The following is a 22365-nucleotide window of genomic DNA, read 5'->3' as shown; positions in this document are numbered from 1 at the left end:
ATGCATATCGACTGGTGGACGTTGGCGCTCCAGACCGTCAATGTCCTCATCCTCATCTGGATCCTGGGCCGGTTCTTCTTTCGTCCGGTCGCCGATCTCGTAGCGAAACGGCGAGAAGAGGCGGCTAAGCTCCTTGCGGACGCCGACGCGGCTCGAAAGGAGGCCGGGGACCTTCGCGCCGAAGCAACGACACTCCGCGCCGGGATCGACGCGCAGCGCGATCGCTTGCTCGCACAGGCCCGCAAGGACGCGGAGGCGGAGAAAGCGTCCGCGCTCGCCCAACTGTCGAGCGAGCTCGATCAGCACCGAAAGGATGCGGCAGTCGCGATCGAAAAAGAGCGCATCGCCATGCAGAACGCTGTGCTCGATCGAGCGAGCGAGCTCTCGGTGCGGATTGCACGCCGACTACTAGAACGGCTTCCAGCAAGCGCTGCATTCTCCGCTTTTCTCGATGGTCTTGGTGCTGAACTGGGCCGGCTGACGGTGGACTCGCGCAATCGCCTTGCGGGATCGGATCCGGCTCACCCGCTCGACGTCGTCGCAGCGGCGAAACTGGATGACGAGCAGGCGGCCAGCTTGCGGGAGACGATCCACGCAGCGTTCGGCAGTGAGCCACCGATACGTCTCTCGTGCGATTCCAGGCTCATCGCTGGTTTCGAAATCAGAGGCCGGAATATCGTCGTGCGCAACAACTGGCAGGCCGACCTCGAGATCATTCGAAGAGAGCTGGACCGATGACGGCCATCGCCCCTCTCGACAGCTGGCTACGGGAAGCCGAGGCGCGCGTTGATGCTGCGACGCTTGCACCGGTAACCGAGCAGATTGGCTGCGTGGAATCCGTTGCCGATGGGATCGCATTGGTGTCAGGCCTGCCCGATGTGCGTCTTGATGAGCTCGTACGCTTCGAGCACGGACAGGTCGGCTACGCCACCACGCTCGACCGCGATCTGCTGGGATGCGTCCTGCTCGACGACCCCACAGGCCTCAAGGCGGGCCATCAGGTGCACGGCAGCGGCGAAGTGGTCCGCGTCCCCGTCGGACCTTCTCTGCTCGGCCGGACGATCGATCCGCTGGGGCGTCCTCTGGACGGCGGAGCACCGATCGAGTCGGGCGCATATGAGCCGATCGAACGGCCGGCACCGTCGATCATCGATCGCGACCTTGTCAGCGAGCCCCTGCAGACCGGAATTCTTGTGCTGGATTCGATGTTCGCGCTCGGCCGCGGCCAGCGCGAGCTCATTATCGGCGATCGCGCAATCGGCAAGACGGCAATAGCGATCGACTGCATCATCAATCAGAAGTTCAGCGACATCGTTTGTGTCTACGTCGCTATCGGTCAGAAGTCGTCGACCGTGAAGCGGGCGATACAGGCGATACAGACACACGGCGCTCCCGAGCGATGCATTTTCGTCGTTGCCGGCGCTTCCGCTTCGCCCGGCCTGCAATGGATCGCCCCTTTCGCCGCTTTCACCATCGCCGAATACTTCCGCGACCGTGGCCAGCATGCGCTGGTGGCCATCGACGATCTGACGAAACATGCGGCCACCCATCGGGAAATCGCCTTGCTGACGCGCCAACCGCCCGGTCGCGAGGCCTACCCCGGCGACGTATTCTATGTTCATGCCAGGCTGCTGGAGCGGGCGGCAAAGCTTTCCAAGGCGGCCGGGGGAGGTTCGCTGACCGCGCTGCCCATCGCTGAACTCGATGGTGGGAATCTCAGCGCCTACATTCCGACCAACCTGATATCGATTACCGACGGCCAGATCGTTCTCGATGCGCGTCTTTTCCACGAAGGTCACAAGCCGGCCGTCGATGTCGGCACAAGCGTCAGCCGAGTGGGTGGAAAGACTCAGGCTCCAGCCTTGCGCGAAGCCGCACACGCTCTGCGCCTCGACTACGCGCAATTTCTGGAACTGGAAATGTTCACGCGCTTTGGCGGAGTGACCGACACCCAAGTCAAGGACAAGATCGCTCGCGGGCGACACATCCGGAGCATCCTGGCCCAGCCACAATATTCGCCGGTTCGTTTGGCGGACGAGGTAGCGCTCGTCACGGCGCTGCAGACCGGCATTCTTGACCGCGTGGCGTTGGACGACATCGCAAGGTTTCGCACCGAACTCTCGTCCTGGATCGACAAGGAGGCAAAGGAGGCCGTGGCGGCCATCGAGCGGACAGGCGAACTCGATGACCCGCAGAGAGCAGCCATGACAGCGGCGCTCACGGGGCTTGCCGCCAAGTGTGCCCGACCGCGCGCCGATCGGATCTGAATGATGGTGGAACGGCTCGCTGAGATCTCGGTCCAAATCCAGAACGTCCGCCAACTGGAGGCCGTGGTCACTGCCTTGCGCGGCATCGCCGCGTCGCGCGCGCAGCGAGCACGCTCCCTCCTTGACGGCATCGATTCCTACAGCGCTGTCGTTTCCCGGGCCATCGGACAGGCCCTGACGCTGCTGCCGGCAGATTTTCGACATCTGCCGGAAAGAAGAAGAGCGACAACCGGCGTGATCCTCTTTTGCGCGGAACAGGGCTTCGCCGGCGCATTCAGCGAACGTGTTTTGAACGCTGCAGGGGGCGATCTCGCAAACGCAACGACATTCCTGATTGGAACGCGTGGCCTTGTCATCGCCCGCGAGCGTGGGTTGAACCCGTCCTGGTCGACTCCGATGGCCAGCCACGTGGATGCTGTTCCTTCACTTGCGAACAACATCGCCGACGCCTTGTACGCGCAGATCGCAAGCGGTACGCCATCAACCGTTCAAATGATCGTGCCGCGATCAATCTCCGGCGTCGGCGTCCAGATTGAACGCTACTCGCTGCTTCCACTTGATCTTGCGCGCTTTGCCAGTGACTCCGAGACTCTGCCGCCGTTGACAACACTCGAGCCGCGGGAATTGCTCGAACGACTCACGGCCGAGTATGTCTATGCCCGGCTTTGCGAGGCAGCCATGCATTCCTATGAAGCCGAAAACCAGGCACGCATGATGACGATGACGGCAGCCCGGCACAACATCGGGACCCGCCTCGTCACGCTTGGACAGCGTGAGCAGCAGCTCCGGCAGGAAGAGATAACAAATGAGATCGTCGAGCTCGCCGCCGGAGCCGAGGCGCTGGCGGATCGCTGAAATGAACGACGCATTTTGAAAGGGACAACTGGCCCCGCGATCAAACGGCCCCCTTTGGCATCGTGGAGATGGCGGCCGGCCTGAGCTCTCGCCCGCAATGGCCACCATGCGCACCGGGAGATCCTTGTGGCGGGACATCGGCGCCACCGTCCGGCCGTTTCAGAAAGCCGGCACTCGTTCGTGCCGGCTCATTTCCTGCCGCGCGCCCCGAGGCTCATGGAACAAGGGACCGACAGGAATCTCTGAGAACGTCTCGTTTTGCCGCTGGATCAGCAGCGCATCGAGGCCTTGCTTCAGCGCCAGGGCCTTGCCTCGCTCCGGACCGAGAACCATGAGCGCAGTGGCCCAAGCATCGGCATCCATGCAGCTGGCGGCAACGACTGAAACCGACGCAATTCCATTGTCTACCGGGCCGCCGCGCGATCGGTCCATCGCGTGAGAGAGGCGCTTTCGCCCGATATCGACCCAGCGCCGATAGTCGCCCGAGGTCGCGACCGCCGCATCACGCAATTCGATCACGCCGAGCGGACCGCGCAGTTCGTAGTCAGGCGCTTCCACCGCTACTCGCCACGAGGATCCGTCTGCCTTGGCGCCTCGCCCTTTCAACTCTCCATCGAGACCGAGCAGCGCGTTGGAGACGCCGAAGCACTCGACCACGCGCATCATCTCGTCCACGGCGAAACCCTTGGCGATACCCGAAAGATCGAGGGCGAAGTGGCTGTGCTTGCGCGCCCTTCGTTCCGGCACATCCAGTTCAAGAACAGTGTGGGTTGGTGGCAGCCGCTCGCGAAGAGCCGCGCGAAGCGCTTGCGCGTCTGGCGCCGAACAGGGAGGTCCGAAACCCCAGGCATTGACGAGAGTTCCGAGCCCGACGTCAAAGGCTCCGTCCGAGGCGCGTCCGATTGCAACTCCCCGCTCCAAGACCCGCATGAGTTCAATCGGCAAGGATTCCCAGGTGCCCGGCGACGCTGCATTGAAACGCATCAGGTCGCTGTCCGGCTTCCATGTGGACATCTGATGGTCGACGCAATCGACGGCGTGAGCCAATGCGGTTTCCAGCGCGGCAAGATTGGTCGACGGCGGTGCATAGAGCAGCGCCGACCAGCGCGTTCCCATGGTGGCGCCGCTCAATACATGACGGTGCAGGTCAGTAGACATCTTCAACATACCTCCCTTGGGCTTTGAGTGCGACAGGCGTCAGACCCAGGGGCGCCAATACGTCCGCCACCGCCTGCATGACGTCCGCTGCCATGTCGCGCCCGCCACAGACCATGATCTGTGCTCCGTTGGCGATGAGTGCGCGCAGGCGATCCGCGTCACCGCGCAGGCGATCCTGCACATAGCCGCCGCCCTTCACGCGCGAGAAGGCAGTGGTGAGGCTCGTCAATCGTTTCTCACCCAGCCAGTCATCGATTTCGCGCTCATAGAGAAAGTCAGAGGCTGGATCGCGCCCGCCGAAATAGAGATGCATCGGCTGGCACCCGCCGTTGGCACGAACAAATCCTGCCAGCGGACCTATGCCGGTGCCAGCGCCGATCAGGATCACCGGCTTTCGTCCATGTGCCGGACGGAAAGCGGGATTTGCCTTCACGAAGGCCTCGATCTTGTCGCCCGGCTGAAGGCCGTGAAGCAGACCAGAGCAAAGTCCGCCCGGATGCTTGCGGACGCAGATCTCGACGAAGCCATCACGGGTCGAACTTGCCAACGAATAGTAGCGCGGCAAGTTGCAGTCTGGCGGCAGAACCGCGATCAGGTCGCCTGCGGCGAAGCGCGGCCAGCCATGCCCCATGAGGCGCGCGAACATGCCGCGTCCTGGCAGCGCGAAGCGCAGCACGCAGGTGGGCACCTGCACCTCCGCGCCGTAATCGATGCGTTCGATGAGCGTTAGCATATGAGTCCGCGGCCGCTCCGGCACATGGATCAGCACAAGGTCCTCACCCATGACATCCGACAGGGCCTTGCCCCACCGCGCAAACTCTTGCGCAGACTGGCGGTCGATCGTGTCCAGCGGCATCAACGATCGCGAGCCTTTACGCGCCAGGGCCGCCTCGACGTCGCGGGCGAATTGACAGAATTGCGGGAATTGCCGATCACCGAAGCCGAGGACTGCGACCGGAAAAGGCGGTGGCGCGGTGATCGCGTCGAGGCGTTTGAGGAATGCGCCGGCTGTCGCCGGCGCTGCGCCGTCGCCATAGGTTGCCGTCAGCACGAACATGCGCTGGGTCGACGGATAGGATCGCAACAAGCTGTCCATTGGAGCGACGTGAACCCTGTGCCCGTTGGCCGTCAGCGCGGCATGCAGCGTGCAGGCGAAGCCCCATGTGCTGCCGCTTTCACTGCCGACCAGGATCACGGTGTCGGCATCTTTGGCAGGAACGTTGTCGCTGATGGGAGCGTGAGCGTGCTTCCTGCTCGACCACACCACGGCTCCGCTCAACCCGAGCACCGGCACACCGAGGGCACTGACGCCGAGCAGCAACCCAAGCCACCAGAGCCCTTGCCCGGTATGTAGCATGTAGATGAATTCGTAGATCTGCCGAGCGACCGAATTGTCCTGCCAGCCCAGCATCTCTCCGCTGGCCGGGTCGACGTAGCCCTCGCCTGCAGCGGTGACCAGATGGAAGAGATCGTTCGGATTCGCGGCGTTGGGAAACGTCAATTCACGCAGTTGAGAAAGATCGATGCCACGCAAAGCCTCGATTTGCTCGACCGGAAGAGCCGGGCCGCTGCTTGTCACGCTCGGGAATGCGGACAGCTGCGCCGTGCCGTCCGGGATCAGTCCGAACGTCGTGAGCGACAGATAAAGCGCCGTCATCGCCGACAGCACGAGCCCGACGGCCGCCAGCCGACCGAGATCGGTATGCAGGCGTTGCATGCCGCCGCCACGGGAGCGGCCGAGAACATGCCGCCACCCTCCCATGCGCCGGGCCGTCATCTGCAGACCGGACAGCGCCAGGACAAGCATGGCGAATGCGCTCGCGCCTGCGGCCATGCGTCCGCCATCGCTCAGAAAGAACGAGCGGTGCAGGTTTGTCATCCAGCGCTCGAACGGGGAGCGCACGTAGTCCGAAACCGGCTTGCCGCTGGAAGGGTCCACCACGCTCGCGGCCGGGCCGGCTGTTCCGGAGTAGAAGGCGATGATTTTGCCGGAGGTCAGTCGCTTGATCTGCTCGACGCCAGGATATCTGTGGGCGATCCGGCCGGCGAGGTCGGCGACGCTCATGCTGTCTGGCGATATCGCCCCAGCTCTTTCCCAAGCCGGGATCACCGACAGCACCGCGCCGCTTAGGACAAGCACCATCAGCGGCAGGACGACGGCAAGGGCCAGGCCCCTGTGAATCAAGCGCAGCATCACACCGATCCCAAGGCTACTTGTCGTAAGTGAACGAGCGGATGTAGCTGCGCCCTGCCAGCGGCCGGCCCGCGCCCGCGGATGTCAGCGGAACCACCACCTCGGACGGGCTGTCGCGCATGTCCTCGGCGGCGGCGTCGATATGCAGCTTGTAGCCCGCATCGAAGAGCGCATCCGCAAGATCGAGCGTGATCTTCAGCGTACGGCCGGCTCCGACGCTTGCGCCGGTGATGCCGTTGATATCTGCAAGGTTTCCACGAGAACTGCGCTCCCAGCCGCTGAGATGGCTGTAATATTTGGACTTGGAGCCAGCCATCCACAGCGTGCCTTTGTAAGCTCCGGTCGCGTCGGTGACGTAAAGCGCCAAATACGCGCCGTTCCCGCCGTAGTTATTAAGCGTCGTGGTCAACGTGACAGGTCGCGCCATGGCCAGCCCGGGGGCGGTCAGCGCGGTGGTCACGGCAAGGGCGGCAATCATCGATTTCATTTTTGTCTCCGACAGTGGCGCTTCTATCGCGCCCTAACTGAATGGCGCGGCTGACGTGCTCCTGAAGGTCGATCCGATTCTGCTTCAGGTCGTCGTCAGGTTGCGCTCTCCCCAAAAGAAAACGCCCCGCACGAGGCGGGGCGCGCTTGAACGCGATGTCGCGTTCACTCGATTCAGGCGACGTCCGTCAGTCAGGCCGGCCTTTTGCGTCCCAGGATGCTCGCGGCTTCCGGACCGTTATTGAACCTGGACCTTGGGAGCCGCGCCGCCCTGAATAAGTCCGTTGGTGGGCGGCGCCGTAGGCGCGGCTGCTCGTCCTGGTCCCGACTGATCGCCTCGCCGCTCTCGGTCACCTTGATCATGATCCTTGTCGTGCTCTCCGCGCTTTTGCTTCACGCGGATCACAGCCAGAGATGCAGGATCAATCTTTGCCTCGATGGCGCGACCGGCTTCGTCCTGTCCCCTGATCTCATAGCATCCATCGTCGATCTTGATTCTGCGCACGGTCCAGCCGCGCGCCTTCGCCATCTGCTCGACCGCTTCGCGCGGCTGCCACTGCGCCATGGGCACGTTACAATCGTCATCATCGGCCAGCGCCATGCCGGGCGTCAGCGCCCCCAGCAGAATGGCGGCAATCAACATTGTCCTGTTCACGTTCTCTTGCTCCCGCTTCAAGGCTCCTGCCCGTCTTCTTCTTGAGCCGGTTTCCTGACGTTGACCTGAAGACGCCGCGACTTTTGCTTCAGGTCAACGTCAGGATCTCCTCTATGATTATCGCTTACAGGTCGACGGGCTGGGCGGAATGACCCGATGCGGATATTGCTGATCGAAGACGACACGATTCTGGGGGCGGCAGTACGCGACCAGATTGTGTCGGATGGCCATTCCGTGGACTGGGTGACCCGCCTGGATGCGGCAAGGGAATATCTTGACACCGCGGCCTATGACCTCTTGCTCCTGGATCTGATGCTGCCGGACGGCCGCGGTATCGGACTGCTGCGGGATCGACGCGCCAAGGGCGACGTGACGCCGGTCATCATCCTGACGGCGCTCGATCAATTGTCCGACCGGATCGAAGGGCTCAACGCCGGCGCAGACGATTACATGATCAAGCCCTTTGATCTTTCGGAGCTTACGGCGCGGCTGAATGCCGTCGCTCGCCGCTATGCCGGCAATCCGAACCCACTGATCCGAATTGGCGATCTTCAGATCGATCTGGCCGCTCGGTCGATTACGCGTGCAGGAAAGAACATCGCCCTGACAGCGCGGGAATGGGTGCTGCTCGAGACTTTCTTGCAGCGTCCGCGACAGGTTTTGTCCAAGTCGCTGCTCGAGGAACGGCTCTATTCCTTTGGCGAAGAGATCGAGAGCAACACCATCGAGGTACATGTCAGCCGGCTTCGCAAGAAGCTCGGACACGCCGTCATTGAGACCGTGCGAGGTCTCGGCTATCGGCTGGGAATCGCCTCATGAAAGGCCCGCGTAGTCTGCAGTGGCAGATCTCGCTGTGGCTCGGGCTTGGCGTCGCGCTCCTTTGGATTGTTGCAGCCGTCGTGACCGGCCAAAGGCTGCGTCACGAAATGAACGAGGTATTCGATAGCGCGCTTGAGGAGACGGCTCAGCGGATTCTTCCGCTTGCGGTGCTCGATATCCTCGGCCGTGAGGCAGACGGCACGTCTCAGCGTATCGCCACGCTCAGGCAGCACGACGAGTACTTCACCTATGTGGTCCGCGACGACCGCGGCACCGTCCTGCTGCGCTCGCACGGTGCCGATGACGCGATCTTTCCTCCTTTCTCCAGAATGGGGTTTGTCGACACCCCAACCCATCGAATCTACTTCGACACTGCAGTGCGAGGCACGATGACGATCGCGGTGGCGGAGCTGCTGACACATCGTCGCGAGGTCGCGAACCAGGCGCTCCTCGGGCTTGCCTGGCCGCTGGGATTGCTCATTCCCCTCAGTCTTCTCGCCGTATGGGGCGTCGTGCGCGTTTCGATGACCCCGGTCAGGCGCCTGCGAGGCGACATTGAAGCGCGCGGCACCGGCGACCTGTCTCCGGTTCCAGCCGCGGGACTGCCCTCCGAGATCGGGCCGATCGCCGACGCCGTGAACGGCCTGCTGGAGAAGCTTCGGCGCGCCCTGGAAGCCGAGCGAAGTTTCACGGCCAATTCCGCGCACGAACTACGTACGCCGGTGGCTGCCGCGCTCGCGCAGACGCAACGGCTCATCGCCGAGACCCGGGACACCGCAGCCCGAACCCGGGCCCAGCAGATCGAGGTGGCGCTGCGGCGGCTTTCGCAACTGTCTGAAAAGTTGATGCAACTCGCGAAGGCGGAGGGTGGACGGCTTCAGGGCAAGGAGACGACTGACATCGCATCGGTGCTGAAACTGGTCATCGGGGAGATGATGCGCGATCCGGCTGCGGCCGGTCGACTCGCTGTCAACATTCCTGCGACGCCGGTTCTCTTCGATATTGATACGGATGCCTTTGCCATTCTAGCGCGCAATCTCATTGAGAACGGCCTCAAGCACGGAGCGTCCCACGCGCCAGTCGTTGTAACTCTTTCCAACACTGGCGTGCTGACCGTTACAAATGAGGGAACAGCCGTTCCGCCGGAGTTGCTGGAACGCTTGTCTCGCCCGTTCGAGCGCGGCAGCACCGATGCTGACGGCTCGGGGTTGGGCCTCGCCATCGCAAAAGCCATCGCCTCCGGAGTTGGTGCCGAGCTCGTCCTGACGTCGCCTTTGCCTGGAGCGCAGGGCGGCTTCCAGGCGAGGTTTTCCGCGCAGTGAGTTCATCGGCGGCCAGTCGATGATTTTTCGAGAAATTGGGAGCAGATTGGGACGTGGCAATTGCGGCCAATTAGCAGGCCGGGGGGCGAATCATGCGCGCGTGGCGACCAGCTCTTCGAGAAGCGCTACGGTAGCCGCTAGGCTTCGGCTCGGCGGCGTCATCTGATTGGCCACCTCGCGCGCCCGAGTGGGCATCCCGGCTCCAGAACGGTCCGCAGTTCATGGCGAAGGGTCGCTTGCGTCGTTGCCGAAAAACGACGCGAGGTGCCGATACCCAGGCGTCTGATCCGTGTCGCCCATACCGGCTGGTCGGCGCCGATCCAGAGGACAAGAGTTGGGACGCCGGAGCGAACGCTCGCGGCCGTGGTGCCGGAGCCGCCATAGTGAACGATGGCCCGGCAGCGCGGCAGGACAGCGGCGTGATCGGTCGCAGGCACGATCATGACGTCCTGCGTGGGGACCGTGCCTTCAAGCCGCAGGACTCCCGAACAGATCAGCGCACGCTCGCTGAGTTCGCGGCAAACATTTGCGATCATCGCAACGGTCTCCGCCGGTCTGTCGACCGGCATGCTGCCGAACCCGAAGTAGATTGGGGGCGGCCGGCGCCGATCCAGGAAATCACGGACTCATCGAAGTCGGTGGCGGATTCCAAGGTCATGGTGCCGACCAATGGTCTCTCCCAGTCCCATCGCGCCTTGAGTCCGGGAAAAAACACCTTGTCATAGGCTTGAATCTCCAGCGCGCCCGATTCGACGATACGGCGCACGGCGCGAATTCTGGAGTCCGGAAGCCGCAGAACCCGGCGCTGTTCATCATAGGCCGGCCTCAATAGGCGCCAGTGCGACCACTCGGCGACTGACCACAAGGACTCGACCAAACTCGGGGGCAACAGAATCGGCAGGATATGGTTGTTCGCCCTGACGGGGAAGTAATGCAGGGCGGCAAGCGGCCCCCCCTGGGCCTCGGCCACGTTGGCGGCCAGCTCCTGATAGGTCGTACCGCTCAGGATCACTCGGCGCCGACGGCTCGCAACCATCCGCGTACACCGGCGTGCGCGAGCCGAACGATATCGTCCGACAGGACGCGTTGGGCCATACATGTGACGAAGTGAACGCGAGCGGGTCGAACGCCCTCGTGTACGCAGGCCTCCTGGACAACGGCCGTCAGCGCCTCGACCATCCGGCGTGGCGTTGGCCGCTCCGGTCAGCCCGGCGTCCTCCATCTCCATCAAGCGATGGGCAGCAAAGCCGATCACTCGCGCAGAAGATCGGTGTCCGGGGCCTTCTCCGCGAGCACGCGAAGGGGAGCGCGCGGGCGAACGGCTTTGCTCTACCGAGTTACACCACGCCCGGGGACCCGACCGCAATCCGCGATCTGACAGACGCCGAGCTGCGTGTCGCGGGCCGCCACTGCTCAAGTCGACAGCTACCGACCTATCCAGAACGGACCCGCAAGCAGTTGATCTCAGGTCGAAGAAGCGGCGGCAGGAGCAAACAGAAGCAGCCGGCGTGTCGGAATAGCCGCTGACCCGCTTGTCGGAATGGCTTTGCAGATTGGCCATACATCTTTGGAAGGCTTGGTGGGCGCACTAGGGCTCGAACCTAGGACCCGCTGATTAAGAGTCAGCTGCTCTACCAACTGAGCTATGCGCCCGGATCTTGCATCCGGAGAAAGCCTTCCGCGAGAGCCGGTCGTTTAGCAAAGCGATTCCGGGATGTCCAGCGATCCATGACGATTTTTCGTCACTTTCGATGCAGAAAAACCGCCGGCGGGCGGCGGTTTTCCCCAAGTGAAATCAGAAGGATCGTTAACCGGCGCTCAGAGCCGTCCGGACTCGCGTTCCTCCTCGGACCAGCCCATGTGGCCCATCGGTCCCGGGCCGAAGCGATGCCCGCCGAAGCGCGGATCGTCCTCCATGCCGCCCTCGCCGCGCTCCATCCAGCGGTGATGGCGCGGACCGTCCGTTCCCATCATGCGCCCCATCGGCCGGGTGAGCATCGACAGCCGGCGCTTCTGGCCGTCGTCGAGCGTCTTGTAGAGCGGGTCGGCAGCGTCGGCGACCTTCTTCATCGCATCCGCGGTGACCGCCATCGTATCGGCACGCTCGCGCAGCCGCGCCACGGGATCGATGTCCTTGTCCTGGGCTGCGTCGGTCATCCGCGCATTGGCGCGGTCGAACCGCAGCTTGGCGAGATCGCGCACCGCGCTCTCGACCGGCGGCCACAATTTCTCCTGGTCCGCCGTCAGCTTCAGGCCGGCATGGACGGAAGCGATGCGCGCATCCAGCATGGCGGCGCGATCTTCCGGATTCATGCGCGCATGATGCATGTGATCATGAAACCAGCCGCGCTGGGCGTAGACCGCGGTCGAGCCGGCGATGGCGAGCACGGCGACAGCGGCGATGGTGAACCTTCTCATGCCAACCTCCTTGGAAAGTCGGATCAGCATGAGCCCGCCGTTCCGCACCTTCAACTTACAGTTTGGACAGAGTGTACGACCTTACGAAGATGTAATTGCTTCAAATACCTTTCTGTTTTTGCAATTCGGTGTCATTTCATGTCTGCGCCTCAAAGCATCCCCAGCATGCGCGGCAACCACAGCGAGATTTCCGGCAAGTAGGTGACGAGCGCGAGGAAGCCCAGCATCGTCAGCAGCCAGGGCATGACGGCGATGGTCAGCTCGGTGATGCCCATCTTGGCGATGCCCGAGGCGACGTAGAGGTTGAGCCCGACGGGCGGGTGACACATGCCGACCTCCATGTTGACCACCATCAGGATGCCCAGATGCACCGGATGGATGCCGAGCTTGACCGCCACCGGGAACAGGATCGGCGCCATGATCAAGACGATCGAGGTCGCCTCCATCACGTTGCCGGCGAGCAGCAGGAGGATGTTGACGACCAGGAGGAACACGATCCAGTTGACGCCGGCCGCCGCCATCCAGTTGGCGATCTGCTGCGGGATGTTCTCGTTCGCCATCAGGAACGAGAACAGCACGGCGTTGGTGATGATGTAGAGGATCATCGCGCTCATGTTGGCCGAGCCGAGCAAGACCTTCGGCACGTCCTTCAGCGACATGTCGCGATACACGAACACCGCGATGACGAAGGCATAGACGGCGCTGACGGCCGCGGCCTCAGTCGGCGTGAACTTGCCGGTGTAGATGCCGCCGAGCACGATCACGATCAGCAGCAGACCCCACACGCACTTGCGGAAGGCCGTGAAGCGCTCGGCCCAGCTTGCCCGTGGCATCCGGGGGTAGTCGTTCTTCCAGGCCCGGTAGAAGGTGGTGAAGCCGAGCAGGCTCGCCAGCATCAGGCCGGGGATCACGCCGGCGATGAACAGCTGGCCGACCGAGGCCGAGGACACGCGGTGGCCGGCCGGATCGAGCGCGATGCTGCCGCCGGTCGCGACCGCATAGACCACCATCACGATCGACGGCGGGATCAGGATACCGAGCGCGCCCGAGGTGGTGATGACGCCGGCGCCGAAGCGCTTGGGAAAGCCCTGCTTGACCATCGCCGGCAGCATGATCGAGCCGATCGCGATCACGGTCGCCGGCGAGGAGCCGGAGACGGCGGCGAACAGCGCGCAGGCCACGACGCCGGCTAGGCCGAGGCCGCCATACCAGTGCCCGACCATCGACGTCGCGAAGTTGATCATCCTTCGGGCGACGCCGCCATGGGTCAGGAAATTGCCGGCGAGGATGAAGAACGGGATCGCCATGATCTCGAAATTGTCGATGCCGGTGAACAGCTTCAGCGCGACCGATTCGGTCGGCACGTTGGTCATGAAGAACACGAACGACAGCACGGTGAGGCCGAGCGCGATCGAGATCGGCATGCCCGTCAGCATCAGGAAGATGAGCAGGCTGAAGATGAGGAGGCTGCTCATCGCAGCGCCTCCGTCGCCGTCGGGTCGACGCCTTCGACATAGGCGTGGTCGTGATGCGGCAGCTCGTCATGGCGAAGATAGTGCCAGGCCACCTGCAGGAAGCGGAAGCACATCAGATAGGAGCCGAGCGGGATGCAGAGATAGACCAGCCAGCTCGGCAGCTCCATGTCCGGCGTCACCTGGTCGGTCTGCGACAGGCCGTAGACGAACTTGGCGCCCATGGTGCCGATGATGGAGGTGAACAGCGCGCCGCAGAGCAGGCCGAACAGGATCGTCACCTTGCGCAGCGACGGCCGCATCATGTTCACCACGACGTCGACGCCGACATGGATGCCGGTGCGCACGCCATAGGCGGCGCCGAACTTCGCCATCCACACGAACATGTAGATGCAGAGCTCCTGCGCCCAGGACAGGTCGATCGGAAACAGGATGGGATAGAGGAAGGGCACGCCGACCAGATAGCGGTGCAGCACGGCCACGAAGATGATCGAGGTCGCCGCCGCGATCAGAAATGCGATCAGGATCTCCTCGAGCCGATCGAGGATGCGCAATAGAAAGCCCAAGTCCCCTCCCCCACAATCAAACGTCCGCGGCGCTTGGCTGCGCCGTCTGCCTTTTTGCGCGCCGAGTGCGTCGCCCCCTCGGTGCGCGGACCATGGCCCGCGCACCGCTCGCCTCACGCCATCAGTTGGTCGAGCCGCGCGTCTCCTTCAGGAACTCGTCGATCAGCGGCTGGCCGACGCGCCCCGCGACGTCCTTGTACACCGGCATCATCGCCTTGCGCATCGCCTCGTCCTGGGCCGGCGTCAGCTTGACCAGCTCGCTCTTGCCGGACTTGCGGATCTCCTCGAGCGCGTCGTCGTTCTCCTTCGCCGACTGGCTGTTGCCGTAGGCGGTCGCTTCCTTCATCGCCTTCTCGCAGGCGGCACGGATATCCGGCGGCAGGCCGTCCCAGAACTTCTTGTTCACGACCACGACGTAGCCGATGTAGCCATGATTGGTCAGCGTGATGTACTTCTGCACCTCGTGCATCTTCTGGGTATAGATGTTCGAGGGCGTATTCTCCTGGCCGTCGACGACGCCGGTCTGCAGCGCCTGGTAGACTTCCGAGAACGCCATTACCTGCGGGATCGCGCCGAGCGTGCGGAACTGCGCATCCAGCACCTTCGAGGACTGGATGCGGAACTTCAGGCCCTTGTAGTCGGCGGGATCGACGAGCTTCTTGTTGGCGCTCATCTGCTTGAAGCCGTTGTCCCAGTAGGCCAGCCCGATCATTCCCTTGGGCTCGAGCAGCTTCAGCAGCCTGGCGCCGAGCGGGCCGTCGGTCACCTTCCGCAGGGTGGCGAGGTCGGGCAGGATGTAGGGCAGATCGAACACCTCGAACTCCTTGATGCCGATCGGGCCGAACTTGGAATTCGACGGCGCCAGCATCTGCACCGCGCCGAGCTGCAGCGCCTCGAGCTCTTCCTTGTCCTTGTAGAGCTGCGAGTTCGGGTAGACTTCGACCTTGACCTTGCCGTCGGTGTACTTCTCGGCCAGCTCCTTGAACTTGTCGGCGGCGAGGCCCTTCGGGGTGTTCGAGGCCACCACATGGCTGAACTTGATCACGATCGGATTGTCGGCGGCCAGGGCCGGGCCGGCCAGCGCGAACACCGCGAGCGAGGCGGCGGTGGCGATCACATGGCGAAACTTGAAGTGCAAGGTGTCCTCCCGACGTTTCGGGGGACATTGCAATGATGCCCCCGCTTTGTATGCCAGGGACATTGTTAGCGGGTCGCCGGCCGGAATGCCATTGACCGTTAGCCGCAGAGCCGGGGATTCCCGTGCTGCAACGCACCATCTTCGCGTCGTCCGGGGCGGCGCGAAGCGCCGAACCTCAGATGCGCAATTTGCGCATCGGGGAACCTCGATATGGCCAGAGCAGGGTGCAAACCAAGCTCCGGATTCCGGGTTCAGCCGCTCTCGCGGCTGCCCCGGAATGACGTTGTCGATCAGCCCGCTGCCGCCGTCGCGCCCTGCCCCTGCGCCACGTCGCGCTGGCGCTTCATGACCAGCTTGTTGAGCGCCCCCAGATAGGCCTTGGCCGAGGCCACCAGCGTATCCGGATCCGCCGCGCGCGCGGTCATCGAGCGGCCGTCCTGCGACAGCCGCACCGAGACCTCGGCCTGTGCGTCGGTGCCCTCGGTCACGGCATGGACCTGGTACAAGTCCAGCTTGGCCTCGTGCGGCACCAGCGACTTGATGCAGTTGAACACGGCATCGACCGGCCCGTTGCCTTCGCTCTCCTCGATCTTGGTCACGCCGTCGACGTCGAGCTTCATGGTGGCGCGCTGCGGACCGCGGGTGCCGGCGATGACCGACAGCGACAACAGCTTGATGCGGTCATGGGCGCTCACCATGCCCTCGTCGATCAGCGCCTCGATGTCCTCGTCGTAGATCTGCTTCTTGCGGTCGGCCAGCGCCTTGAAGCGGACGAAGGCGTCCTCGACCTGATTGCTCGACAGCTTGTGGCCCATCTCCTCCAGCTTGTGGACGAAGGCGTGGCGGCCGGAATGCTTGCCCATCACCAGCGAGGTCTGCTTCACGCCGACCGTCTCCGGCAGCATGATCTCGTAGGTCTGCGCGTTCTTCAGCATGCCGTCCTGATGGATGCCGCTCTCATGCGCGAAGGCGTTGCGGCCGACGATGGCCTTGTTGTACTGCACCGGGAACGAGGTCGCGGCCGACACCACCTTCGAGGCGTGGGTCAGCTGCGTGGTGTCGATCTTGTTCCAGAACGGCAGCTTGTCGTTGCGCACGCGCATCGCCATCACGACCTCTTCCAGGGCCGCGTTGCCGGCGCGCTCGCCGATGCCGTTGATGGTGCATTCGATCTGGCGGGCGCCGGCGCGCACGCCGGCCATCGAGTTGGCGACCGCCATGCCCAGGTCGTTGTGGCAGTGGACCGAGAACACCGCCTTGTCGGAGTTCGGCACGCTCTCGCGCACACGCTTGAACAGGTCGTAATACTCTTCCGGCACGGCGTAGCCGACGGTGTCCGGGATGTTGATGGTGGTGGCGCCGGCCTTGATCGCGGCCTCGACGCAGCGGCACAGGAAGTCGAACTCGGTGCGGGTGCCGTCCTCGGACGACCACTCGACGTCGTCGGTGTGATTGCGCGCGCGCGTCACCGAGGAGACCACCAGCTCGAACACCTGCTGCGGGTCCATCTGCAGCTTGTACTTCATGTGCACCGGCGAGGTGGACAGGAAGGTGTGGATGCGGCCGCGCTTGGCCGGGCGGATCGCCTCGGCGCAGCGGTCGATGTCCTTGGCGCCGGCGCGCGACAGGCCGCAGATCACCGCGTTCTTCGAGCGCTTCGCGATCTCGTTGACGGCCTCGAAGTCGCCGTCGGAGGCGATCGGGAAGCCGGCCTCGATGATGTCGACACCCATGTCGTCCAGCATCGCCGCGATGTTGAGCTTCTCCTCGAACGTCATGGTGGCGCCGGGGCACTGCTCGCCGTCGCGCAGGGTGGTGTCGAAAATGACGACGCGGTCCTTGTCGGACTGAACGGGATTGGACATTGGCTTTCCTCGAATTTTGTCGGGTGGTGCGCTTGTCGGTCAGGATCTCTGAACATTGGGCGCTGAAGGGTGTTTCGGTGTCCGAAGCAGCCCCCTGAGTGCCCAGGCGCATCCCGCCCAGCCGGCCCTCAGGGGCAGCTAAGAAGCAGAAGCTCGAGCGCGCCGGTCAGGCCGCGAGCCGGCAGCGGGGCGAGCGCGATCGACCGGGCGTCTGCCCCGGCGATGGCCTCGATCTCTGCGCTGCGAATCAGCATTGCCAAACCCTTTTGCGAAGACACAAAAACTGTGCGGCAAAACCATTGATGGATCGTTGCCGGGGTGCCCTCGACGGTGCTTTTACCGGGAATGGGAGGGCGTCGCAACGCCGAATAAGGGTCAGAAGGGGTGACGTATTGCGGCGTCTGCGTCGCGAATCTCCGTGTGGTTATGGATCCATCTGCGCGCGTCTGCCGCACACTCGTCCGGGCCGACCTCGAGGGCATGTTTGGCGGTGTCGGCATCTGCAGGGGTCCCGATCGGCCAGCACCGGCCCACCACACAAACGGTGTCATCCCGGCCAAGGCCGCCAGCGCGAAGCGTTGGTGGCCGCCGACCCGGGATCCGTACGCCGTGACGGGTGTGGCTGGATGGGATGAAGCGGCCATCGCGCCTTGCAGATCTCCCCTGGGGTTACGGATCCCGGATCGGCGCGCGCGTGCCGCGCGCTTGTTCGGGATGACAGTGAGGGTGTGGTTGGCGGTGTCGGCATCTGCATCAGCACGCACCTCATCATCCCCGCAGCACGGCCGCGCCCGGGTTGATCCTCGACATCAAACCCTCTGCAATTCGAGGGTGCAGGGAAGGCCGGGCGTCTGCCGACACCCGCGGCCCCCGTGCGGAAAGAAGTGCACGGGGCAGGAACCACAGGCTCGGCCAGGACATCCCGGCCTTCCCTGCGCTACGGCTTTACGGCTTACTTCGTGCTCTTGTGTGTTCGAAACCTGCCAGAATGTGCGAACGGGCGGTTCTGACCAACCGCCCGTCGCTGGATCTGAGCCCGATCGTGCTCAAAGGCCCTAGAGCCTGTCGGGGAGCGTGGGACAGGTCCGGTGTCTTCCTTCAACCCGAACAGTTGCACGGGCTTCGAGCCCGCACCTTGCAAGGAAGGGAGCTGGATGATGGCACAGAATGATCTCGTTGTCGCGGGTGTCGATGTCGCCAAGGATAAGGTCGATGCTTGTACCCGAGCGCCCGGGTCCAAGCAGATGTTTGAAAGGACGAAGGAAGGCCAGCGCGACTTCGTGGCGTGGCTGCGCCGGCACGGCGTCACCAAGGTCGTGATGGAGGCCAGCGGCGGCTACGAGCGGGAGTGGGCCAAACTGGTGCGAGCCGCCAAGATCGACGTTCGTATCGTCGATCCAAAGCGGGTGCGGAGCTTCGCTCAATCGGCCGGGCGCCTGGCCAAGAACGACAGTATCGATGCGGACACGATCGCCTGGTTCGCCGAGACCTTCAACGAAGCTGCGGTGCAAGCCTACGATGCCGCCCGAGAGAAGCTTCAGCAGATGGTCAATGTGCGCCAAGCGACGAAAGATATGCTGGTCAGACTGAAGAACCAGGGCGAGCATAAATTGCCTGTAGAAGTACAGCGTCTGCATACGCGCATCGTCAAGGCGATCAGCGCCGAGCTGGCCGAGCTCGAGGCAGAGATCTCCGCCCTGATCGAAAGCACGCCGCATTTTGCGGAGCTCGCCGAGATCATCGAAAGCGTTCCGGGCATCGGCCGCACGACGTGTGCTACGCTGATAGCAACCATGCCGGAGCTCGGCCAGACCAGCGACAAAGCCGTCGCGGCGCTGCTGGGTGTTGCGCCGTACGATGATGACAGTGGCCGGCGTCGCGGGGATCGGCACGTCAAGGGCGGACGCCGCAGAACTCGCAACACATTCTACATGGCCTGCGTGGGCGCCGCGACGCGGTGCAATCCAGTCCTGAAGGCCTTCTACGAGCGCCTGCTCGCCCAAGGTAAGTTGAAGAAGGTCGCGCTGACCGCCTGCATGCGCAAGCTGATCTGCATTCTCAACGTCATGGTCAAACGCCGCCAAAAGTGGAATCCGGCGCTCCACGTTGTGAACGGGTCGAGCGCCTCATAGCCGCTCGGGCTCCGCCCGAGCGCACGCCAAGCCAACAGACCGGCGAGCGGACGGGGTCAAGGCCGTCAGCCGCCGAAGGCGGTGGCGCGCCTTCGCGCCAGCCTTGAGGCCGGCCGATCACCGGTCTACAAAAAAGACAGTTGCTCCCCGGGGACCGGCTTGATTGCCCCCGTCACCGGCGCGCTCGTCATGAACGCCGCCGGCTTGACGCCAGCTTCGGGGCGCCAGGACCACACGACTTCGCCGTCCGCAAACCGCCAGTCGTCCACTGGCGCCTCACGGCCATCGCTCCCCGCACTCCACGTATCGTGACGACGCGTACGCCCCTCTCCGATGAGGCGGGATGGCGCATAAAAACACGATTTCTGAAAAAAGGAAAGAAAAAAAATTCGATTGCATACACGACTAAGTTGAAAGTTAATATTGAGCTCGATCTGGAAGATTGACCGGACCTGTCGACTACCAGACTTGCTCGGTCACAATTTTAGCAATGAAGATTTTAGTGGGACACTGGAATGGCTCGGGCAGAAGCTTCAGTCGAGGAGTTAGTGGGGATGATCGAGCGGGGCGAACTCCGCTTACCGGAAATGCAACGCCAATATGTGTGGCGATCACCCCGAGTAAGAGACTTGATGGACTCGCTTTACCGGGGCTACCCATCTGGGGCCATCTTGCTTTGGGAAACGGACGAAGAAGTTCCTCTTCGCAAGTTTGCTGTATCACAAGCCGGAAATCCATATCAGAGTGTGCGCCTGCTGCTTGACGGCCAACAGCGCCTAACGTCGCTTTCTGCAGTTATCCGTGGGCAACCTGTTGCCGTGCGCGGACGCAGGAGGCCTATAGAGCTGCTTTTCAATCTCGAACACCCGGAAACACTGGCTTTCGTTACGGAAGTGGAGGAAAACGGCGAGGATGAGGACAGTGAGGATAGCACACCAATAACTGAAGATGAGACCGACAGCACCGAAGACGAACTACAAGAGCGCTTCAATAGAATGACGTTCGTCGTCAGCACCAGAAAGCTCGCCCAACTCCCGCAATGGGTAAAGGTGTCAGACGTATTCAAAGTCGATGCGGACGCGCAATTTCTCCGAGCAGCAGGAGTCACGGGGTTCGACGATCCTCGATACGAAAAATATAGTCAGCGGCTCGCTCGATTGCGAGGTATCCGGAAGTATATGTACAGAATGGACGTCCTAGAACGTGCGCTTTCCTACAACGAAGTGACCGAGATCTTTGTTCGCGTCAACTCGCTTGGTGCAAAGTTGCGCAGCTCAGATTTGGCTCTGGCTCAGATCACCGCAAAGTGGCGACACTCGCTCCAGATATTCCTTGATTTTCAGGAACAGTGCACCAATCTCGGCTTCGATCTAGATCTTGGCCTACACCTGAAAAACCTAGTGGCTTTCGCCACTGGCCAATCACGCTTCTTGACTGTCGGCAAGCTCAATCTTGAAACATTGCAGACAGCCTGGAAAGAAGCGCGCGAGGGGATGCAGTTCGCCATTAACTTCCTTAAGAGTAATGCCGGAATAGATTCTCCCGCACTGCTTTCATCTCCGTTCATCCTAATCACGCTTGCATATTATGGTCTTAAGACAGACTACAAGATCGACAATCTTGAAGAAAGAGAACTGCGCCGCTGGGTCCTGTTGGCAAATGCAAAGGGTCGCTATTCTCGCGGGTCGAGCGAGACAATACTTGACCAAGATCTCGCGAACATTCGCAATGGCGGCAAGGGACCAGAACTGATTGATCGCCTCAAGCAGCAGGTAGGTCGTCTCGACATTGCGCCAGAAGAACTTGAAGGCCGCAATCAGCGGAGCGCGCTGTTTAAGACAATGTTCTTGGCCTTTCGTTCAAACGGAGCGAAGGACTGGCGCTCAAATCTCACCATCTCACTCGATCACACCGGGGCGCAGCATCAACTGCAGTTTCACCATATTTTCCCAAAGAAGCAACTCAAGGGCATTCACAGCGCTCGTAAGGCCGATGATATCGCCAACCTTGCTTTTATCGGAGGAAAAACCAATCGGACTATCAGCGATAAATCGCCTGTGCAGTACTTGGCCCCCTTGATACAACAACACGGCACGATACCTTTCGATGCACAAGCAATACCAACAGACCTTAGATTGTTAGAAGTCGCCGAGTACGACAATTTCCTTGCTGCACGACGGCAGAAAATTGCCGATCGGCTAAATCAGTTTCTGCTAAGTTGACAAGTTCTCCTACGCGATACGGTTGTGTCTCGCCATGACCAACCGTATCCTCCTCCACGGCGTCCCTGACACGCCGGTGATTTGGGGGCCGCTGATCGCGGCGCTCGGGGAGACCGTTGCCGTCCCCTGCCTGCCCGGCTTCTGCGGCGAAGCCCCGGCCGGCTTTGCATGTAGCAAGGACGCTTACGCCGACTGGCTGGTCGCGCTGATGGAGGCGCAGCATGCGGCGGTCGGGCCGCTCGACCTGGTCGGGCATGATTGGGGCGCACTGCTGGTGTTGCGTGCGGCGTCGCTGCGGCCTGAGCTGGTGCGCTCGTGGGCCGTCGCCGGCGGCGTCCTCGATGCCGCCTATCGCGGCCATCGTATCGCACGGATCTGGAACACGCCGGTCCTCGGCGAGATCTTCATGACGCTGTCGTCGCAGCGCTTGATGGCGCGGATGTTCCGCCAGAGCGGACTGCCGGCCGACCTCGCCGCACGTGAAGCCGCGGCCTGGCAGTCGCCGATGAAGCGCGCGATCCTCGCGCTGTATCGCTCGGCGAACGGGCTTTGCTTCAGTGGCGACTGGATCGCGCGGCTGGCGCAGCTTCCGCGACGCGGCCTCGTGATCTCAGGCACGCAAGACCCTTACGTGCCGCTCGACACGCTCAGCCGCTTCGCACAACACCACGGCGCGTCCTTGCACGTCGAGCAGGACGCCGGGCACTGGAGCATCGTCGAGCGGCCACAGAGCATCGCGGCGGCGCTGCGGGCGCATTGGGCGTGAGCGCGAAAACGCTCGGACGATCCGACGATC

20 protein-coding genes and 1 tRNA gene are annotated in these 22365 nt (G+C 62.7%); 8 read left to right on the top strand and 13 right to left on the bottom strand.

What is annotated here, in order from left to right; genetic code table 11:
* Genes QX010_RS13030 through QX010_RS13020 form a run of 3 tightly spaced genes read left to right on the top strand, consistent with a single transcriptional unit; the run spans position 1 to position 3122 of the window.
* A complete protein-coding gene (locus QX010_RS13030; RefSeq protein WP_316179883.1) occupies positions 1-738 on the top strand; it encodes an ATP synthase F0 subunit B in 738 nt (245 codons plus the stop codon).
* Positions 735-2267 (top strand): F0F1 ATP synthase subunit alpha, encoded by a 1533-nt coding sequence (locus QX010_RS13025; protein ID WP_316179882.1) that lies wholly within the window; start codon positions 735-737, stop codon positions 2265-2267. Before QX010_RS13030 ends, QX010_RS13025 begins: the two co-directional genes overlap by 4 nt.
* Positions 2268-2270: 3 nt before the next feature.
* Positions 2271-3122, top strand: a complete 852-nt coding sequence (locus tag QX010_RS13020; protein ID WP_316179881.1) for a F0F1 ATP synthase subunit gamma — start codon at positions 2271-2273, stop codon at positions 3120-3122.
* A gap of 159 nt (positions 3123-3281) precedes the next feature.
* On the opposite strand, the gene QX010_RS13015 is transcribed toward QX010_RS13020, so the two are convergent.
* From QX010_RS13015 to QX010_RS13000, 4 genes are all read right to left on the bottom strand, one after another.
* Positions 3282-4289, bottom strand: a complete 1008-nt coding sequence (locus QX010_RS13015) for an FAD:protein FMN transferase (RefSeq protein ID WP_410051946.1) — start codon at positions 4287-4289, stop codon at positions 3282-3284.
* Positions 4270-6474 (bottom strand): PepSY domain-containing protein, encoded by a 2205-nt coding sequence (locus QX010_RS13010; protein WP_316179879.1) that lies wholly within the window; start codon positions 6472-6474, stop codon positions 4270-4272. The genes QX010_RS13015 and QX010_RS13010 overlap by 20 nt, the downstream gene beginning before the upstream one ends.
* Before the next feature lie 16 nt (positions 6475-6490).
* Positions 6491-6961, bottom strand: coding sequence for a DUF2271 domain-containing protein (locus QX010_RS13005; RefSeq protein ID WP_315803761.1), 471 nt, complete (start codon positions 6959-6961; stop codon positions 6491-6493).
* A 237-nt stretch (positions 6962-7198) separates the two neighbouring features.
* Positions 7199-7603: a PepSY domain-containing protein gene (locus QX010_RS13000; protein WP_316179878.1), complete on the bottom strand. Its 405-nt coding sequence runs from the start codon at positions 7601-7603 to the stop codon at positions 7199-7201.
* A 168-nt stretch (positions 7604-7771) separates the two neighbouring features.
* On the opposite strand from QX010_RS13000, the gene QX010_RS12995 reads away from it, so the two are divergent.
* Complete coding sequence (locus QX010_RS12995) at positions 7772-8434, top strand: response regulator transcription factor (RefSeq protein ID WP_316179877.1); 663 nt, start codon at positions 7772-7774, stop codon at positions 8432-8434.
* Positions 8431-9756 (top strand): ATP-binding protein, encoded by a 1326-nt coding sequence (locus QX010_RS12990; RefSeq protein WP_316179876.1) that lies wholly within the window; start codon positions 8431-8433, stop codon positions 9754-9756. The genes QX010_RS12995 and QX010_RS12990 overlap by 4 nt, the downstream gene beginning before the upstream one ends.
* Before the next feature lie 158 nt (positions 9757-9914).
* Here the strand turns inward: QX010_RS12990 and QX010_RS12985 are convergent, their stop codons facing one another.
* From QX010_RS12985 to QX010_RS12945, 9 genes are all read right to left on the bottom strand, one after another.
* The gene (locus tag QX010_RS12985) at positions 9915-10292 is read right to left on the bottom strand and encodes a glycosyltransferase (protein WP_316179875.1); all 378 of its coding nucleotides are present in this window, start codon (positions 10290-10292) and stop codon (positions 9915-9917) included.
* On the bottom strand, positions 10289-10792 hold the full coding sequence (locus QX010_RS12980; RefSeq protein ID WP_316179874.1) for a hypothetical protein: 504 nt from the start codon (positions 10790-10792) through the stop codon (positions 10289-10291). The genes QX010_RS12985 and QX010_RS12980 overlap by 4 nt, the downstream gene beginning before the upstream one ends.
* A 541-nt stretch (positions 10793-11333) precedes the next feature.
* Positions 11334-11409, bottom strand: a tRNA-Lys gene (locus tag QX010_RS12975).
* 165 nt (positions 11410-11574) lie between these two features.
* Complete coding sequence (locus tag QX010_RS12970) at positions 11575-12174, bottom strand: Spy/CpxP family protein refolding chaperone (RefSeq protein ID WP_316179873.1); 600 nt, start codon at positions 12172-12174, stop codon at positions 11575-11577.
* Between the two features lie 149 nt (positions 12175-12323).
* Positions 12324-13649 carry a TRAP transporter large permease subunit gene (locus QX010_RS12965; protein WP_316179871.1) on the bottom strand — a complete coding sequence of 442 codons (1326 nt, stop codon included), beginning with the start codon at positions 13647-13649 and terminating at the stop codon, positions 12324-12326.
* The gene (locus QX010_RS12960; RefSeq protein WP_315752772.1) at positions 13646-14212 is read right to left on the bottom strand and encodes a TRAP transporter small permease; all 567 of its coding nucleotides are present in this window, start codon (positions 14210-14212) and stop codon (positions 13646-13648) included. The genes QX010_RS12965 and QX010_RS12960 overlap by 4 nt, the downstream gene beginning before the upstream one ends.
* Positions 14213-14333: 121 nt before the next feature.
* On the bottom strand, positions 14334-15350 hold the full coding sequence (locus QX010_RS12955) for a TRAP transporter substrate-binding protein (RefSeq protein ID WP_316179869.1): 1017 nt from the start codon (positions 15348-15350) through the stop codon (positions 14334-14336).
* 290 nt (positions 15351-15640) lie between these two features.
* Positions 15641-17215, bottom strand: coding sequence for a 2-isopropylmalate synthase (locus QX010_RS12950; RefSeq protein ID WP_316179867.1), 1575 nt, complete (start codon positions 17213-17215; stop codon positions 15641-15643).
* A 128-nt stretch (positions 17216-17343) separates the two neighbouring features.
* Positions 17344-17469, bottom strand: a complete 126-nt coding sequence (locus tag QX010_RS12945; protein ID WP_315803769.1) for a hypothetical protein — start codon at positions 17467-17469, stop codon at positions 17344-17346.
* A gap of 903 nt (positions 17470-18372) precedes the next feature.
* On the opposite strand from QX010_RS12945, the gene QX010_RS12940 reads away from it, so the two are divergent.
* The 3 genes from QX010_RS12940 (at position 18373) to QX010_RS12930 (ending at position 22335) form a co-directional block, all read left to right on the top strand.
* Positions 18373-19347, top strand: a complete 975-nt coding sequence (locus QX010_RS12940) for an IS110 family transposase (RefSeq protein WP_316179866.1) — start codon at positions 18373-18375, stop codon at positions 19345-19347.
* A 515-nt stretch (positions 19348-19862) separates the two neighbouring features.
* Positions 19863-21569 carry a DUF262 domain-containing protein gene (locus QX010_RS12935; RefSeq protein WP_316179865.1) on the top strand — a complete coding sequence of 569 codons (1707 nt, stop codon included), beginning with the start codon at positions 19863-19865 and terminating at the stop codon, positions 21567-21569.
* Between the two features lie 34 nt (positions 21570-21603).
* Positions 21604-22335: an alpha/beta hydrolase gene (locus QX010_RS12930; RefSeq protein WP_316179863.1), complete on the top strand. Its 732-nt coding sequence runs from the start codon at positions 21604-21606 to the stop codon at positions 22333-22335.
* The last annotated feature ends 30 nt before the right edge of the window (positions 22336-22365 follow it).

It is taken from the genome of Bradyrhizobium sp. SZCCHNRI1009 (assembly GCF_032487575.1).
Classification (GTDB): domain Bacteria; phylum Pseudomonadota; class Alphaproteobacteria; order Rhizobiales; family Xanthobacteraceae; genus Bradyrhizobium.
This window is presented reverse-complemented; position numbering and strand designations above follow the sequence as displayed.